The organism is Cupriavidus necator N-1, assembly GCF_000219215.1.
GTDB classification, from domain to species: Bacteria; Pseudomonadota; Gammaproteobacteria; order Burkholderiales; family Burkholderiaceae; genus Cupriavidus; species Cupriavidus necator.
Map to the genome: position 1 here is coordinate 2,528,469 of NC_015726.1, position 13,838 is coordinate 2,542,306.

At 65.7% G+C, this 13,838-nt stretch carries 17 protein-coding genes; 2 read left to right on the plus strand and 15 right to left on the minus strand.

What is annotated here, in order from left to right; translation table 11 throughout:
* Window positions 1–58: 58 nt before the first annotated feature.
* The 12 genes from CNE_RS11905 to CNE_RS11960 form a co-directional block, all read right to left on the minus strand.
* On the minus strand, window positions 59–1,138 hold the full coding sequence (locus tag CNE_RS11905) for a MucB/RseB C-terminal domain-containing protein (protein WP_013957366.1): 1,080 nt from the start codon (window positions 1,136–1,138) through the stop codon (window positions 59–61).
* An 8-nt stretch (window positions 1,139–1,146) separates the two neighbouring features.
* Complete coding sequence (locus CNE_RS11910; RefSeq protein ID WP_013957367.1) at window positions 1,147–1,776, minus strand: sigma-E factor negative regulatory protein; 630 nt, start codon at window positions 1,774–1,776, stop codon at window positions 1,147–1,149.
* Between the two features lie 115 nt (window positions 1,777–1,891).
* On the minus strand, window positions 1,892–2,491 hold the full coding sequence (rpoE, locus tag CNE_RS11915) for an RNA polymerase sigma factor RpoE (RefSeq protein WP_010814682.1): 600 nt from the start codon (window positions 2,489–2,491) through the stop codon (window positions 1,892–1,894).
* Between the two features lie 111 nt (window positions 2,492–2,602).
* Window positions 2,603–3,145, minus strand: a complete 543-nt coding sequence (locus CNE_RS11920; protein WP_238552996.1) for a hypothetical protein — start codon at window positions 3,143–3,145, stop codon at window positions 2,603–2,605.
* Complete coding sequence (gene fabF, locus CNE_RS11925; protein ID WP_013957369.1) at window positions 3,126–4,358, minus strand: beta-ketoacyl-ACP synthase II; 1,233 nt, start codon at window positions 4,356–4,358, stop codon at window positions 3,126–3,128. Before fabF ends, CNE_RS11920 begins: the two co-directional genes overlap by 20 nt.
* A gap of 190 nt (window positions 4,359–4,548) precedes the next feature.
* On the minus strand, window positions 4,549–4,788 hold the full coding sequence (gene acpP, locus CNE_RS11930) for an acyl carrier protein (protein ID WP_008644813.1): 240 nt from the start codon (window positions 4,786–4,788) through the stop codon (window positions 4,549–4,551).
* Window positions 4,789–4,958: 170 nt separating this feature from the next.
* Window positions 4,959–5,708 carry a 3-oxoacyl-ACP reductase FabG gene (gene fabG / locus CNE_RS11935; protein WP_013957370.1) on the minus strand — a complete coding sequence of 250 codons (750 nt, stop codon included), beginning with the start codon at window positions 5,706–5,708 and terminating at the stop codon, window positions 4,959–4,961.
* A gap of 16 nt (window positions 5,709–5,724) precedes the next feature.
* The gene (gene fabD, locus CNE_RS11940; protein ID WP_013957371.1) at window positions 5,725–6,654 is read right to left on the minus strand and encodes an ACP S-malonyltransferase; all 930 of its coding nucleotides are present in this window, start codon (window positions 6,652–6,654) and stop codon (window positions 5,725–5,727) included.
* 83 nt (window positions 6,655–6,737) lie between these two features.
* The gene (locus tag CNE_RS11945) at window positions 6,738–7,718 is read right to left on the minus strand and encodes a beta-ketoacyl-ACP synthase III (protein WP_013957372.1); all 981 of its coding nucleotides are present in this window, start codon (window positions 7,716–7,718) and stop codon (window positions 6,738–6,740) included.
* A 52-nt stretch (window positions 7,719–7,770) separates the two neighbouring features.
* Window positions 7,771–8,850, minus strand: coding sequence for a phosphate acyltransferase PlsX (gene plsX, locus CNE_RS11950; protein ID WP_013957373.1), 1,080 nt, complete (start codon window positions 8,848–8,850; stop codon window positions 7,771–7,773).
* 165 nt (window positions 8,851–9,015) lie between these two features.
* Window positions 9,016–9,195 (minus strand): 50S ribosomal protein L32, encoded by a 180-nt coding sequence (rpmF, locus tag CNE_RS11955; RefSeq protein WP_010814675.1) that lies wholly within the window; start codon window positions 9,193–9,195, stop codon window positions 9,016–9,018.
* 119 nt (window positions 9,196–9,314) lie between these two features.
* The gene (locus CNE_RS11960; RefSeq protein WP_013957374.1) at window positions 9,315–9,905 is read right to left on the minus strand and encodes a DUF177 domain-containing protein; all 591 of its coding nucleotides are present in this window, start codon (window positions 9,903–9,905) and stop codon (window positions 9,315–9,317) included.
* A 206-nt stretch (window positions 9,906–10,111) separates the two neighbouring features.
* On the opposite strand from CNE_RS11960, the gene CNE_RS11965 reads away from it, so the two are divergent.
* Complete coding sequence (locus tag CNE_RS11965) at window positions 10,112–10,711, plus strand: Maf-like protein (protein ID WP_013957375.1); 600 nt, start codon at window positions 10,112–10,114, stop codon at window positions 10,709–10,711.
* A 16-nt stretch (window positions 10,712–10,727) separates the two neighbouring features.
* Window positions 10,728–11,459 carry an SAM-dependent methyltransferase gene (locus tag CNE_RS11970; protein WP_013957376.1) on the plus strand — a complete coding sequence of 244 codons (732 nt, stop codon included), beginning with the start codon at window positions 10,728–10,730 and terminating at the stop codon, window positions 11,457–11,459.
* 57 nt (window positions 11,460–11,516) lie between these two features.
* Here the strand turns inward: CNE_RS11970 and CNE_RS11975 are convergent, their stop codons facing one another.
* The 3 genes from CNE_RS11975 to CNE_RS11985 all read right to left on the minus strand — a co-directional run bounded on the left by CNE_RS11975 (window position 11,517) and on the right by CNE_RS11985 (window position 13,831).
* Complete coding sequence (locus CNE_RS11975; protein WP_013957377.1) at window positions 11,517–12,701, minus strand: S49 family peptidase; 1,185 nt, start codon at window positions 12,699–12,701, stop codon at window positions 11,517–11,519.
* Window positions 12,702–12,780: 79 nt separating this feature from the next.
* Window positions 12,781–13,179, minus strand: a complete 399-nt coding sequence (locus CNE_RS11980) for a Rieske (2Fe-2S) protein (RefSeq protein ID WP_013957378.1) — start codon at window positions 13,177–13,179, stop codon at window positions 12,781–12,783.
* Window positions 13,172–13,831: an HAD-IA family hydrolase gene (locus CNE_RS11985; RefSeq protein WP_013957379.1), complete on the minus strand. Its 660-nt coding sequence runs from the start codon at window positions 13,829–13,831 to the stop codon at window positions 13,172–13,174. The genes CNE_RS11980 and CNE_RS11985 overlap by 8 nt, the downstream gene beginning before the upstream one ends.
* Window positions 13,832–13,838: the final 7 nt, after the last annotated feature.

Genomic DNA, 13,838 nt, shown 5'->3' on the forward strand with positions numbered 1-13,838 from the left:
TTTCATGGAGCCGGCGCCGGGACAGAGTCCGGCGGCGTCGGCTGCACCTGCGTCAAGCTCAGTGTACCGCCTTGGGCGGGCGGTATTCCACGGCGGTCGCAAACTGCCGGACGGTGCTCGCCGGCACCTCGCCCACCACGGTAATCCAGAAATCGGCAATCCGGCGCACCACGACCTGGGTCGCGCCGAGCGCGGCCACGCCCTCGCGGCGCACGCGTTGCTCGGAAACCGGTTCAATGAAGACCGACAGGCCGGTCAGCCCATCGCTGTAGACGACCTGCAGCACTTCGAAGACCTGGCCGTGCGCGTTGCCCGGCGCGGGCGCGCGCAGTTCGCCGAGCGGACGGCGGACTTCACGGATCTTCTGGAAGCCCTTGAGCGGCACCGCAATCGACCAGCCCTCGTCGGCGATATTGGTCGGCTGGTAGGTCACCTCATAGCGATTCCAGCTGCTGGAATTCTTGATCGCCCCGAGGATACGCTGCTTTTCGGACGGCACCCCGATCTGCACCTGCGAGAACGCGACCTGCTCCAGCACCTTGCCGCCGTCGCCAATGGTCTGCGCGCGCATCAGCAGGCCGGAGTTTTTCTCCGCCCACAGGTGCACCGCATAGCGTGCGGCATCGTGCGGCTCCAGCGCAAAGACCTCGCACTCCATGCCTGCCACCCGCTCGGCGGGCATCTTGCGCATGTCGTACAGGTCCAGCACGTCGTTCTTGTTGGTGGCGAGCAGCGCCGGGAAGCGGTCCTTGGCTTCCTGCTTCTCCACCACCACCAGCTTGGCTTCGGGGATCAGGCTGTGCACCACGTCATTCTGCCGCAGCACCTCGCGCGGCTTGCCATCGAGCGTTTCCAGGCGTTCGTACTCGTTGTGGACGAGATCGCTGTAATGCTGGATACGCGAGGCGTGCATGACGCTGCCGCGCTGGTAGATCAGCGTGCCGACATAGTTTTCGCGCTGTGCGGCTTTGTGGATCTTGTTGAGCCAGGCGGTGGCGTCGCGTCGGTTCAGCGTACTGTCTGAAGGCTGTGCGGTGGCCGCGGCAGCGCTCAGACACAAGGCCAGAAAAAAGGACCTACGCAGGGCCCTGATTTTCTGCGCGCCCGCTACATAGGCGGGCGACCCTCCTTTAAGCATGTCCGGCATTATTCCTGCGTATTTTCCTGAGTAAAGTTTGCACCGTTGGCAACCGTGCGCATGGTGGGCACGAACGCATCCGTTGCCACCGACGTGCGATGGGCACGCAGGTATTCGTCCAGGCGCGGGTCACGGATCATCTGGGGACTTTCCGCCGCCACGGTGACGATACCAGAGGCCGGGCTGGCTGCGGGCTGGTCGGCGCGCGCCACCACGGCATCGGGGGTGGCCAGCGTGGCGGGGCCGCGCATCTGCGGCACGACCACCCAGCTGACCGCTGCCACGGCGGCGGCGATCGCGGTGCCCGGCATCACGCGGCGCACCCACGACGGCCTGACCAGCAGGCGGTGGCGGGCGCTGGCCTGCGCCACTGCCGGCACCAGTACGTGCGGCTCGGCTTCCAGGCGCGCGGAGAAACGAGAGAGGAAAGCAGTGGTGGAACCCGCGTGCGTCAGGTCTTCCGAACGCAGCGTGTCGCCGATCAACTGGTAAGTGGCCCAGTCGGACATGCCGGCATCGCTTTTCGCGAGACCCAGCACGGCATCGACTTCGTGCAGCGCCAGTTCGCCATCCATCAGTACGGAGATCTGCTCCGCTGCTTCCACTACATGAACCGACTGCTTATGAGCCTGACCCATTTCCCACCCCAAGACATTCCATTGAACACCGATAATCCCGTCACTTCTGTCGCTTATCGATGCAGGAATACGCTGCAACGCTGGCCGCACGACATTCTTCTCGACTACCCGACTACTACCACCGCTTGCCCTCTGCCGTTCCCAGCAGCGGACGCAATTTCTCGGCAATCGCCTCGCGCGCCCGGAAGATCCGCGAACGCACCGTCCCGATCGGACATCCCATCGCTTCGGCGATCTCCTCATAGCTGAGGCCCTCGATCTCGCGCAGCGTGATGGCGGTTCGCAATTCCTCCGGAAGGGCCTCCATGGCGCGGTTCACCGTCTCGGCGACCTGGCGCGTGTGAAGCATCGATTCCGGCGTATTGATATCCCTTAGTTGCTCACCGTCCGCAAAAGTTTCAGCCTCTTCTGCATCGATATCGCTGGACGCTTCCGGGCGGCGGCCCTGGGTGGCCAGGTAGTTCTTGGCCGTGTTGACGGCGATCCGGTACAGCCACGTATAGAAGGCCGACTCCCCGCGGAACTGGGGCAAGGCGCGGTATGCCTTGATAAAGGCATCCTGCGCCACATCCTCAACCTCAGCGGGGTCCCTGACCAGGCGCGAAATCAGGCGAATGATCTTCCGATGGTATTTGGTCACCAGAAGTTCAAAGGCCCGCTTGTCGCCCTGCTGGACGCGTTCAACTAGGAGCTGATCGGCTTCGCGTTCGCTCACGTATGGCTCACCTGCAGTGTATCTCTTGGTTTGGTCGTCACGACAAACGTTGTATTTTACCTACGATTCTAAGCCCGCCCGGTGAAGCAACGCGCATCCTGTGACCGTAAGCTAACAAAATCGTTCCCCTGCCGGCATATCAGGTTGCACCCGCAGTGCAACTCTGGCGGCGCGTTGCAACCGCCGCACTAACTCGGGCGAACCCGCCTGCCAGGGAAGAAATATGGCGCCCGGCATCCCGGGCGCTCCGGGGACCAGGCGCACGACAACGGCGCCCCCGGCCTGCCAGCATTGCCTGACCACAGCCTCGTGCCGGGCACCGCCCGGCCCTTGCAGGCGGATCCGCAATGGCTCCTTGCCGTCGGGGGCGTGCAGCACCGCGGTGCAGTGCCAGCGCAGGCCGCGCCACCACGCCAGCCAGGCACGCACCGTCGCCGTGGCGGCAAGCGTGAGTCCCAGCGCCATGGCGGCATGCCCCCAATGGAAACCAGACTGACTGCCGGCCACCACATCGGCCAGCGTCCGCGCCAGCAGCGCGAGCGCCAGCGTTTCGCCGGCACAAAACATGAACAGGGCCCACAACGGGTGGACCCTGCCCTGGCGCAGCCCGCGAAGGGCCCGCCTCAACCACGGATCAGGCGCGGCGGAAAACAAGCGTGCCGTTGGTGCCACCGAAACCGAAGTTGTTCTTCACCGCGACGTCGATCTTCATCTCGCGCGCCGTGTTGGCCACGTAGTCCAGGTCGCACTCGGGATCCTGGTTGTCGAGGTTGATCGTCGGCGGCGACACCTGGTTGTGCAGCGCCAGCACGGTGAAGACCGATTCCAGGCCGCCGGCACCGCCCAGCAGATGGCCGGTCATCGACTTGGTCGAGTTCACCACCATCTTGTAGGCCTGCTCGCCGAATGCGGCCTTGATCGCATCGGATTCGTTCTTGTCGCCCAGCGGCGTGGACGTGCCGTGGGCGTTCAGGTAGTGCACCTGGTCGGTATTGATGCCGGCGTCCTTGAGCGCATTGACCATGCAACGGCGCGGGCCGTCCATGTTCGGCGCGGTCATGTGATAGGCGTCGCCGCTCATGCCAAAGCCGATCAGCTCGGCATAGATGCGCGCGCCGCGCGCCTTGGCCGACTCGTACTCCTCCAGCATCATCACCCCCGCGCCTTCGCCCAGCACGAAGCCGTCGCGGTCCTTGTCCCACGGACGCGAAGCGGCCGCCGGATCGTCATTGCGCGTCGACAGCGCACGCGCAGCGGCGAAACCGCCGATGCCCAGCGGCGACACGGTCGACTCGGCACCGCCCGCCAGCATGGCGTCGGCATCGCCGGCCTGGATCAGGCGGGCGGCCAGGCCAATGCTGTGCAGGCCGGTCGTGCAAGCGGTCACGGCAGCCAGGTTCGGGCCCTTGATGCCGTGGATGATCGACAGGTGGCCCGCGATCATGTTGATGATCGATCCCGGCACGAAGAACGGCGAAATCCGGCGCGGACCACGCTCGGTCAGCACGGCGTGGGTTTCTTCGATCAACGGCAGCCCGCCGATGCCCGAACCGACCAGCACGCCGATGCGCTCGGCATTGGCGTCGGTCACTTCCAGGCCGCTGTCCTTCAGCGCCTGCGTGCCGGCTGCAATGCCGAAATGGATAAAGGTATCCATCGCGCGGGCTTCCTTGGCGGGGATGTAGTCCTCGGCATTGAAACCCTTCACTTCACCGGCAAAGTGCACGGAAAGCGCGGAGTGATCGAATTTGGTGATGGTGGCGATGCCGGACTTGCCGGCAACCAGGTTGGCCCAGCCTTCGGCAACCGTGTTTCCGACCGGAGACACAAGGCCAAGCCCAGTGACGACGACGCGACGACGGCTCACTATGTTTTCCTACGGGTGCGTGAAACGGGAACGGAACGGAGATCAACCCGCCGCCGGCCTTGCGGGCCGCACGGCGAAGCACATTCCATTCTGCTTCTTCAAACAGACGAAAGCCACAGAAAACAGCAAGGCGCGGCCGCAACGGCCCGCCCACCTGCCTTCTGTGGCTCGGAATGCAGAGACGACGGGCTTAGGCCTTGACGTGCGCGGTGGCGTAGTCGATAGCCTGTTGCACGGTCGTGATCTTTTCGGCTTCCTCATCAGGAATTTCCATGCCGAATTCATCTTCCAACGCCATCACGAGTTCAACCGTGTCCAGCGAGTCCGCACCGAGATCGTTCACGAACGACGATTCGTTCTTGATGTCTGCCTCGGCCACGCCAAGCTGTTCTGCCACGATTTTCTTGACGCGTTGTTCGATATTGTCCATGTAACCCTCCAGGGAAGTTCGACAAAAAGTGGGCGCATTTTAGCAGGTTTGAGGCGACAGAAATGCCGCCTGCCAAGCTTTGCAAGAATCGCGCCCGTTTGGTTCGGAAAACTACTACTTCAGGCGGCTTCTTCGGGCTTCTTCCCCGAAACCAGCCAACCAAAAACCCATTAGTTCATGTACATCCCGCCGTTCACATGCAGCGTAGTGCCGGTAATGTAAGCGGCTTGCGGACCAGCCAGGAAGGCCACCGCGTTGGCGATATCCTCCGGCTGGCCAAGGCGACCCAGCGGGATCTGTGTCTTGAGAGAAGCATGCTGCTCTTCGGACAGCGCCTTGGTCATGTCGGTGTCGATAAAGCCCGGCGCGACACAGTTCACGGTCACGTTGCGGCTGCCGATTTCCGCGGCCAGCGAGCGGGTCATGCCCGCCACGCCCGCCTTGGCAGCAGAGTAGTTCATCTGGCCGGGGTTGCCGACCGAGCCCACCACCGAAGTGATATTGATGATGCGGCCCTGGCGGGCCTTCATCATCGGGCGCAGCACCGCGCGCGACAGGCGGAACACCGAGGTCAGGTTGGTCTGAATCACGGCCAGCCAGTCCTCGTCCTTCATGCGCATCGCCAGCTGGTCCTGCGTGATGCCGGCATTGTTGACCAGCACGCCGATGCCGCCGTGGGTCTTGACGATCTCGTCGATGAGCGCGTCGCAAGCGGCCGCGTCATTGACGTTGAGCACGGCGCCCCTGCCCTTCAGGCCATCGACGCCGAGGTAATCGGTGATGCCGGCCGCGCCGGCTTCGCTGGTGGCGGTGCCGATCACGGTGGCGCCCTGGCGGGCCAGTTCCAGCGCGATGGCGCGGCCGATGCCGCGCGAGGCGCCAGTGACCAGCGCAACCTGGTTGTCGAGAAGTTTGGTCATGCGGATGTCCTCTTGCTTACTTCAGCAGCGCCAGCGTGTCTTGCAGCGAGGCCGGATCGAAGATCGCGCCGCCGGTCAGGTTGCCGTCGATGCGCTTGGTCATGCCGGCCAGCACCTTGCCGGGGCCGCATTCGATCACGTGCGTGATGCCTTCGGCGGCCATCTTCTGCACGCACTCGACCCAGCGCACCGGCGCTGCGGCCTGGCGCACCAGGGCGTCCTTGATCGCGTCCGGATCATTGACGATGGCGACGTCGACGTTGTTCACCAGCGGGATCGACGGCGCCGAGAAAGCCAGGCCGGCCATGCGCTCGCGCAGGCGGTCCGAAGCGGGCTTGAGCAGCGACGAGTGGAACGGCGCCGACACCGGCAGCGGCAGCGCGCGCTTGGCGCCCTTGCCCTTGGCGATTTCGCAGGCCTTCTCGACCGCGGCCTTGTGGCCGGCGATCACCACCTGCGACGGCGCGTTGAAGTTCACGGCCTCGACCACGCCCGCGGCCGATGCCTCGGCGCAAGCGGCGCGCACGTCGTCATCGGACAGGCCCAGGATCGCGGCCATGGCGCCCTCGCCCACCGGCACGGCTTCCTGCATGGCTTGCGCGCGGAAGCGCACCAGCGGCACCGCATCGGCAAACGGGATCACGCCCGCAGCCACCAGCGCCGAGTACTCGCCCAGGCTGTGGCCGGCAACCAGCGCCGGCGCCGGGCCACCGGCGTCCAGCCAGGCACGGTAGACCGCCACGGCGGCGGTCAGCATCACCGGCTGCGTGTTGGTGGTCAGGTTCAGCTCTTCGGCGGGGCCTTCGGCGATCAGGCGACCGAGGTCCTGGCCGAGCGCGGCCGAGGCTTCTTCCACGGTAGCGCGCACCACGGCGTTATCGGCGAAGGCATTGAGCATGCCGACCGACTGCGAACCCTGGCCGGGAAATACGAAAGCGAATTTCATCGGAATGGAACCCTAACAAGAAACGGGTGGCCGGCGCCGCGGCATGTCCTGCATGCGCGGCATGCCATGGCGCCGGCCGCGAATCACATGCGCAGCAGCACCGCGCCCCAGGTGAAGCCGCCGCCCACGCCTTCCATCAGCACGGTCTGGCCCGGGCGGATGCGGCCGTCGCGCACCGCGACGTCCAGCGCCAGCGGGATCGACGCGGCCGAGGTGTTGCCGTGCTCATGCACGGTGGCGACCATGCGCTCCGCCGGCAGGCCCAGCTTCTTCGCCGTGCCCTGCATGATGCGGATATTGGCCTGGTGCGGAATCAGCCAGTCAACCTGGTCCGGCGTCAGGCTGGCAGCCTCCATGGCTTCGCGCGCGACCTTGTCCAGCACATTCACAGCCAGCTTGAACACAGCCTGGCCGTCCATGTGCAGGAACGGGTTGCCGGTGATGTTGCCGCCGGCGACGTTGCCCGGCACGCACAGGATATCGACATGCCTGCCGTCCGAGTGCATCGCGGTGGACAGGATCCCCGGCTCCTCGGAGGCCGACAGCAGCACGGCGCCGGCACCGTCGCCGAACAGCACGCAGGTGGTGCGGTCGTTGAAGTCCAGGATGCGCGAGAACACCTCGGTGCCGATCACCAGCACGTTGCGGTGCGAGCCGCTGCGGATGAACTTGTCGGCCGTGGCCAGCGCGTACACGAAGCCCGAGCACACCGCCTGCAGGTCGAAGGCCGGGCAGTGGTTGGTGATGCCCAGCTTTTCCTGCACGATGCAGGCCGTGCTGGGGAACACAAAGTCCGGCGTCGAGGTGGCGACGATGATCAGGTCGATGCTCTGGCGGTCGATGCCGGCAGCCTCGATGGCCTGCTCGGCAGCCTTGACCGCGAGATCGCTGCTGGTCACATCCGGCTCGGCCCAGTGGCGTGCCGAAATGCCGCTGCGCGAGACGATCCAGTCGTCGCTGGTCTCGATGCCCTTTTCGGCAAGCTGCGCGGCCAGGTCATGGTTGGTCACGCGCCGCGGAGGCAGGTAGCTCCCGGTACCGATGATTTTTGCGTACTTGGTCATGTATTGTCGGATCGTATGGCCCGCAGGCACCCTCGACCGGCGCGCGTGGCGCTCAGGCGACGTGGGGGCTGGGATGCGCGCCAGGCACCTCTGTCTCCGGGGCGGGCTGTGCAGCGCCTGCGGCGCTGGATTTATCGGCAAAAGCCCGGGTAATGCGGGCGATCACGCCATTCTTGGCGGCATCATACCCGCGTTTGATGGCCCACTCAAAAGAATGGGCATCGGCCGAGCCGTGGCTCTTGATCACCAGCCCGCGCAGCCCAAGCAGCGAGGCGCCGTTGTAGCGCGCCGGGTCGAGCCGCCTGGCCAGGCGCGACAGCACCGGCATGGCGACTGCGGCCAGCAGCTTGGTGAACCACGAGCGGGTGAATTCTTCCTTGATCATACTGCCGATCATCTTGGCCAGGCCCTCGGTGCTCTTGAGTGCCACGTTGCCGACAAAGCCGTCGCAGACCACGATGTCGGTAGTGCCCTTGAAGATGTCGTTGCCTTCCACGTTGCCGTAGAAGTTCAGCTCCGAGGCGCGCAGCAGTTCACCCGCACGCTTGACCACCTCATTGCCCTTGATGACTTCCTCGCCGATGTTCAGCAGGCCCACCGTGGGGTGGTCCTTGTGGTCGACCACGGCCACCATGGCTTCGGCCATGCGCGCGAACTGCAGCAGGTGCTCGGGCTCGCAGTCGGCATTGGCGCCCAGGTCCAGCACAGTGGTGCCCCAGCCTTGCTCGTTCGGGATGGTGGTGGCGATGGCCGGCCGCTCGATGCCTTCGAGCGTCTTAAGCACATAGCGCGACACCGCCATCAGCGCGCCGGTATTGCCGGCGGAAATGCAGGCACCGGCCAGGCCTTCCTTGACCTGCGTGACGGCGACGCGCATCGAGGAATCCCTCTTCTTGCGCAGCGCCACCTCGACCGGGTCATCCATGGTGATGACCTCGGTGGCCTCGACGATAGTCACGCGCGGATGGTCCAGCGCGTGAAGCTTCTTCAGCTGCGTCCGGATGGGGTCGGGCAAGCCGACCAGCACCATCTCGGCGTCGTCGTGGCGGGATAGAAAACTGATCGCCGCAGGCACCGTCACGGAGACTCCGTGATCGCCGCCCATGCAGTCGATAGCGATTTTGATCGTCATTGTTCCTGGTACGGATAGCGCGGCGGCGCACGCCACGCCCGGCGGGAAATCCGAGCGCCCAACAAAAAAGCGGCAACGATCTTGCCGCTTTTTTGTCTCTGACCTTTTAGTGTCCGACCTACAGGCATGCGCGAGCGAGACGCAACGTCACGCCGAACGAAGCTATCAGTCGTTCTTGGTCTTGATGACCTTGCGGCCACGGTAGTAGCCGTTCGGGCTGACGTGGTGACGCAGGTGGGTTTCGCCGGTGGTCGGCTCAACTGCCAGCGGCGCGGCCGACAGGTGATCGTGCGAACGGTGCATGCCGCGCTTGGACGGCGACTTCTTGTTCTGTTGAACAGCCATGATGACTCCTTCGAGAATTTTTCAATATTAACACACGCATCCCGCCCAAGGCGTAGCCGGGGCCCGGCCGGATGCTTCAGATTCACCTGCAAGACCTTGCGCACCGCCTGTCGGCGGCATCAATGCTTGGTCTTCAGGCCGGCCAGCGCCGCAAAGGGCGAAGGTCGCTTTTCTTCCTCAGGCTCAGCCTCTGGCTGCGCCTCGCCGTCCGAACCGGTCACGAGGCTTTCGTGCACCGTCGGGCAGACGTCATGCTTGGGGGCCACCGGCAACGCCAGCAGCACTTCATCTTCAATCAGGTCCAGCAGCGAGAAATGCTTCGAGCCGGCGATCACGTCGACTTCGTCGTCGTCCATCGGCGCGGCGTCGGCCGCTTCCTCGCTCTCCACCACCTCGAAACGCGTTGCCGTATCGATCGGCTCGGCATAGGGGGCCAGGCAGCGCTGGCAATCCAGCCATATCCGGCCCTGCACGGTCACGTCGAGAAACAGCCGCCGCGCCACCGGGGCGCCCGGCTCGGCCGCCTCTTCACGCATGAAGCCAGTGGCCGTATAGGCAAACGTCTCATCGGGTGCCGAGGCTGGCGCTTGCGCGGCGGTCTCGGCTAAGATGCGCGGCAAATCCCGCACCGCCACGTCGCCGGCCAGGCTTTCACCCTTCCGGCACAAGGCGAAGAGATCAAGCGCGCGCAGGTCAATCGGCTGGGTCATGTGCGTGGCTCCGGTCGCTATACAATGACTGGTTCACCACATTCCACGCCTGTCGGACTACGGGCCGCGCACATTGGCGGCACTGCGCCCGGGTGCGGATGCGGCTAAACGCGCGATTGTACGACGTAAACCGTGCCGAGGTCAAAGGTCTTGCAACGCGGGCCGCACCTTTTACTGTTTCGCTTCCTGTTCCGATTCCATTACTTATGTCCCCAGACCCCCGCCCAAGCCTGATCCTTGGCTCCGGCTCGCCCTACCGCCGCGAATTGCTGGCGCGCCTGCGCATTCCGTTCGAGGTGGCCGTGCCCGACATCGACGAAACCCCGCTTGCCGGCGAAGCGCCCGAAGCCACCGCGCTGCGCCTGTCACAGCGCAAGGCCGAAGCCATTGCCGCACGCCATCCGGGCGTGCTGGTGATCGGCTCGGACCAGGTGCTGACCCTGGACGGCGAACAGATGGGCAAGCCCGGCACGCACGAGAAAGCCGTGGCGCAACTGCGCCGCATGCGCGGGCGCACCGCCACCTTCCACTCGGCCCTGTGCCTGCTGGACGCACGCACCGGCACCGTGCAGTTGGCCGACGTGCAGACCCGCGTGACCATGCGCGACCTGACCGACGCTGAAATCGAAACCTACCTGCAGCTGGAGCGCCCCTACGACGTGGCCGGCAGCGCCAAGTCCGAAGGCCTGGGCATCACGCTGCTGGAACGCGTCGAGTCGGACGACCCGACCGCACTGGTCGGCCTGCCGCTGATCGCGCTGACCGGCATGCTGCGCCAGGCCGGCTACCCTCTTCTTTCCGCATGACCCGCACGAGCCCACGATGAGCGGCACTCTTTACCTGATCCCCAATACCCTCGGCAAGCGCGACGAAGCCGACCCACTGGCCGACGTGATCCCGGCCGGCGTGCAGCAGGTCGCGGCCAACCTCGATTACCTCGTCGCCGAGAACGCCAAGACCGCGCGCGCCTTCCTGAAGAAGCTGGGCGAGACCACGCCGCTGGCGCGCCCGATCCAGCAGATCGAGATCCGCGAACTGAACGTCAACACGCGCGCCGACGCCCTGGCCGCGCTACTTGTCCCGCTCGAAGCCGGCCGAGACGGCGGCCTGCTGTCCGAGGCCGGCGTGCCGGCGGTGGCCGATCCCGGCGCCGACCTGGTACGGCTGGCCCATGCGCGCCGCATCCGCGTGCGGCCGCTGGTCGGGCCCAGCTCGATCCTGCTGGCGGTGATGGGCTCGGGCCTGAACGGCCAGAGCTTTGCCTTCAACGGCTACCTGCCGGTCGATGCCGGCGAGCGCGCGCAGCGCCTGCGTGAGCTGGAGCAGCGCTCGCGCAAGTCCAGCCAGACCCAGGTGTTCATCGAAACGCCCTACCGCAATGCGGCGCTGCTGGAAGCCATGCGCCAGCACTGCGCCGGCACCACGCTGCTGTCCGTGGCCGTGGACCTGACCCTGCCGGGCGAGACCATCGTCACGCTGCCGCTGTCAGACTGGCGTCCCGAGCGGATCGACCTGCACAAGCGCCCGGCGATCTTCTCGCTACTGGCCATGTAAGCAACGGCAAAGGGGGCGCGAACGCCCCCTTTGTCATTGCCGCGGCACCATCCAGGCTCAGTGCATGCCCTGCATGCGGTTGCTCCACAGCATGGTCTTCATCGCCGCTGAGCCCACTGCCGCGCCAAAGCGCTTGGCCACGCGCTCGGCGATGTTTTCCTTGACGGTGTAGTCGACGATGTCCGCGGCCTTGAGCACATCGCGCGCGACATAGTCGGCACTACCCAGCCCGTCGGCCAGGCCCAGCTCTATGGCGCGCTCACCCGACCAGAACAGGCCGGAGAACAGCTCCGGATCATCCTTGAGCCGGTCGCCGCGCCCTTCCTTGACCACGTCGATGAACTGCTGGTGGATCTGCTTGAGCATGGCTTCAGCAAAGGCCTTCTGCTTGGGCACCTGCGGCGAGAACGGGTCCAGCATGCCCTTGTTGGCGCCCGAGGTGTACAGCCGGCGCTCCACGCCCAGCTTGTCCATCAGCCCGGTAAAGCCAAAACCATCCATCAGGACGCCGATCGAGCCCACGATGCTGGCCTTGTCAACATAGATCTTGTCGGCCGCCGCGGCCACGTAATAGCCGCCCGAGGCGCAGATCTCTTCCACCACCACATAGAACGGCTTGGACGGATGAAGCTTGCGCAGCCGCTGGATCTCATCGTTGATGATGCCCGCCTGCACCGGCGATCCGCCCGGCGAGTTGATCTTCAGGATCACGCCGGCGGCATTGCTGTCAGCAAACGCCGCCTGCAGCGAGGCATTGATCGACTCCGCGCTGGCCGGGGTGCCCGCGGCGATCTCGCCCTCCAGCGTGACCATGGCCGTATGGCGGCCCCCGGTGCCGATGGTGCCATCGCCCTTGAAGTCGAACACCGCGACCAGGAGCAGCCCCAGCAACGCCAGCCCGACAAATCGGAAGAAGATGCGCCAGCGCCGTGCCGCGCGCTGCTCGCGCAGCGATGCGGTCAGCACTTTTTCCAGCAGATCGCGCTCCCAGCCGGTGCCGCTGCCAACCGGGGGCCCCGCGGTGGCACCGGCCATGCGCGCCTCGCGCTCGCGCGCTTCACGCCTTGCCGCGTCGTCGCCGGCGCGCAATTCGTCTTCCAGTGGGTAGTCGGCGCGCGGTGCGGTGACCAGGCGCTCGGACTCCGCCTGGGGCGCCCCTTCGCGCGGCTCACCCTCGCCGGCTGGCTTGTGCTCGTCCGGCTGACCCGATTCACCCGATGGCGGCTTCTGTTGTTCTGTCATGCAAATCGCTCGTGGAAACGCCTGGCAACCCAGGCCTGGAAATACAACGGCCGGCCCGACCGCCGGCCCTGCCCGTCATTCAGGCACCGTCCATGCGCGCAGCGATCCGGTATGGCGCTTCCGGCAACCAGTAGACGTGGCCGTCGCGCTCCTCGATGCGCAGCTTGGCCAGCGATGCACCGCGGCAGGGACCGCCGACGCACTCGCCGCTGTCCGGCGCATAAACCGCGCCATGTGTGGCGCACATCAAGTATAGGCCTGAGGTATCGAAGAACCGGCCTTCCTGCCAGTCCAGCTCCATCGGCACATGGGCGCACTGGTTCAGGTAACCGTGCGCGGCGCCGTCGAAACGCACCACGAAAGCGCCGATCTCGCGCTGGTCCAGCGCCACCGAGAAGCGCACGCCCAGGCCGCCTTCCTCCAAGTCCGCGGCAGCGCACAGCCGCACCGGTGCCTGGCCGGCCGCTGCCTCAGGCATGGGCCAGCAGCCAGTCGGTCAGGTCGGGGATGGAGGTCGCGCAATGCACCGGCGCCATCGCGCGCAGCGAATCTGCGGGATGTGCACCATAGCACACGCCAATCCCCTTGGCGCCGGCATTGGCCGCCATCTGCAGGTCATGGGTGGTGTCGCCGACCATCACCGTGCGCTCCACGTCCTGGCCCAGCTCGCGGGTCAGCTCGTGCAGCATGGCCGGGTGTGGCTTGGAGAAGGTTTCGTCGGCACAGCGCGTGGCGTCGAACAGGCGGGTCAGGCCGCTCGCGGCCAGCGCGCGCTGCAAGCCGACGCGGGTCTTGCCGGTGGCCACGCCAAGAAAATAGTGTTCGCCGCGCAGGGTCTCCAGCATTTCGCGCACGCCGTCGAACAGCACCAGGTCGGCGTCGCGAGCGAGGAAGTGGTAGCGGTAGCGTTCGGCCAGGCGCGGGTAGTCGGCGGGGTCCAGCGTCGGCACCGCGTAAGACAGCGCATCCTTCAGGCCCAGCCCGATCACGTGGCTGGCGGCCCTGTCATCCGGCACCGGCAGGCCCAGGTCGCGGCTGGCAAGCTGGATGCACTTGGCGATGGTCGGGGTCGAGTCCATCAGCGTCCCGTCCCAGTCGAAAACGATCAGGTCAAATTGTTGCCTGGCCATGGAAGTC

Excerpts from the sequence above, each read along its gene's own strand:
- plsX (WP_013957373.1), bottom strand. The coding sequence starts at position 8,850 with ATGACGATCAAAATCGCTATCGACTGCATGGGCGGCGATCACGGAGTC.
- CNE_RS11905 (WP_013957366.1), bottom strand. The coding sequence starts at position 1,138 with ATGCTTAAAGGAGGGTCGCCCGCCTATGTAGCGGGCGCGCAGAAAATC.
- CNE_RS11960 (WP_013957374.1), bottom strand. The coding sequence starts at position 9,905 with ATGACCCAGCCGATTGACCTGCGCGCGCTTGATCTCTTCGCCTTGTGC.
- CNE_RS11985 (WP_013957379.1), bottom strand. The coding sequence starts at position 13,831 with ATGGCCAGGCAACAATTTGACCTGATCGTTTTCGACTGGGACGGGACG.
- fabD (WP_013957371.1), bottom strand. The coding sequence starts at position 6,654 with ATGAAATTCGCTTTCGTATTTCCCGGCCAGGGTTCGCAGTCGGTCGGC.
- rpmF (WP_010814675.1), bottom strand. The coding sequence starts at position 9,195 with ATGGCTGTTCAACAGAACAAGAAGTCGCCGTCCAAGCGCGGCATGCAC.
- CNE_RS11965 (WP_013957375.1), top strand. The coding sequence starts at position 10,112 with ATGTCCCCAGACCCCCGCCCAAGCCTGATCCTTGGCTCCGGCTCGCCC.
- CNE_RS11910 (WP_013957367.1), bottom strand. The coding sequence starts at position 1,776 with ATGGGTCAGGCTCATAAGCAGTCGGTTCATGTAGTGGAAGCAGCGGAG.
- CNE_RS11970 (WP_013957376.1), top strand. The coding sequence starts at position 10,728 with ATGAGCGGCACTCTTTACCTGATCCCCAATACCCTCGGCAAGCGCGAC.
- CNE_RS11975 (WP_013957377.1), bottom strand. The coding sequence starts at position 12,701 with ATGACAGAACAACAGAAGCCGCCATCGGGTGAATCGGGTCAGCCGGAC.
- CNE_RS11980 (WP_013957378.1), bottom strand. The coding sequence starts at position 13,179 with ATGCCTGAGGCAGCGGCCGGCCAGGCACCGGTGCGGCTGTGCGCTGCC.
- acpP (WP_008644813.1), bottom strand. The coding sequence starts at position 4,788 with ATGGACAATATCGAACAACGCGTCAAGAAAATCGTGGCAGAACAGCTT.
- CNE_RS11945 (WP_013957372.1), bottom strand. The coding sequence starts at position 7,718 with ATGACCAAGTACGCAAAAATCATCGGTACCGGGAGCTACCTGCCTCCG.
- fabG (WP_013957370.1), bottom strand. The coding sequence starts at position 5,708 with ATGACCAAACTTCTCGACAACCAGGTTGCGCTGGTCACTGGCGCCTCG.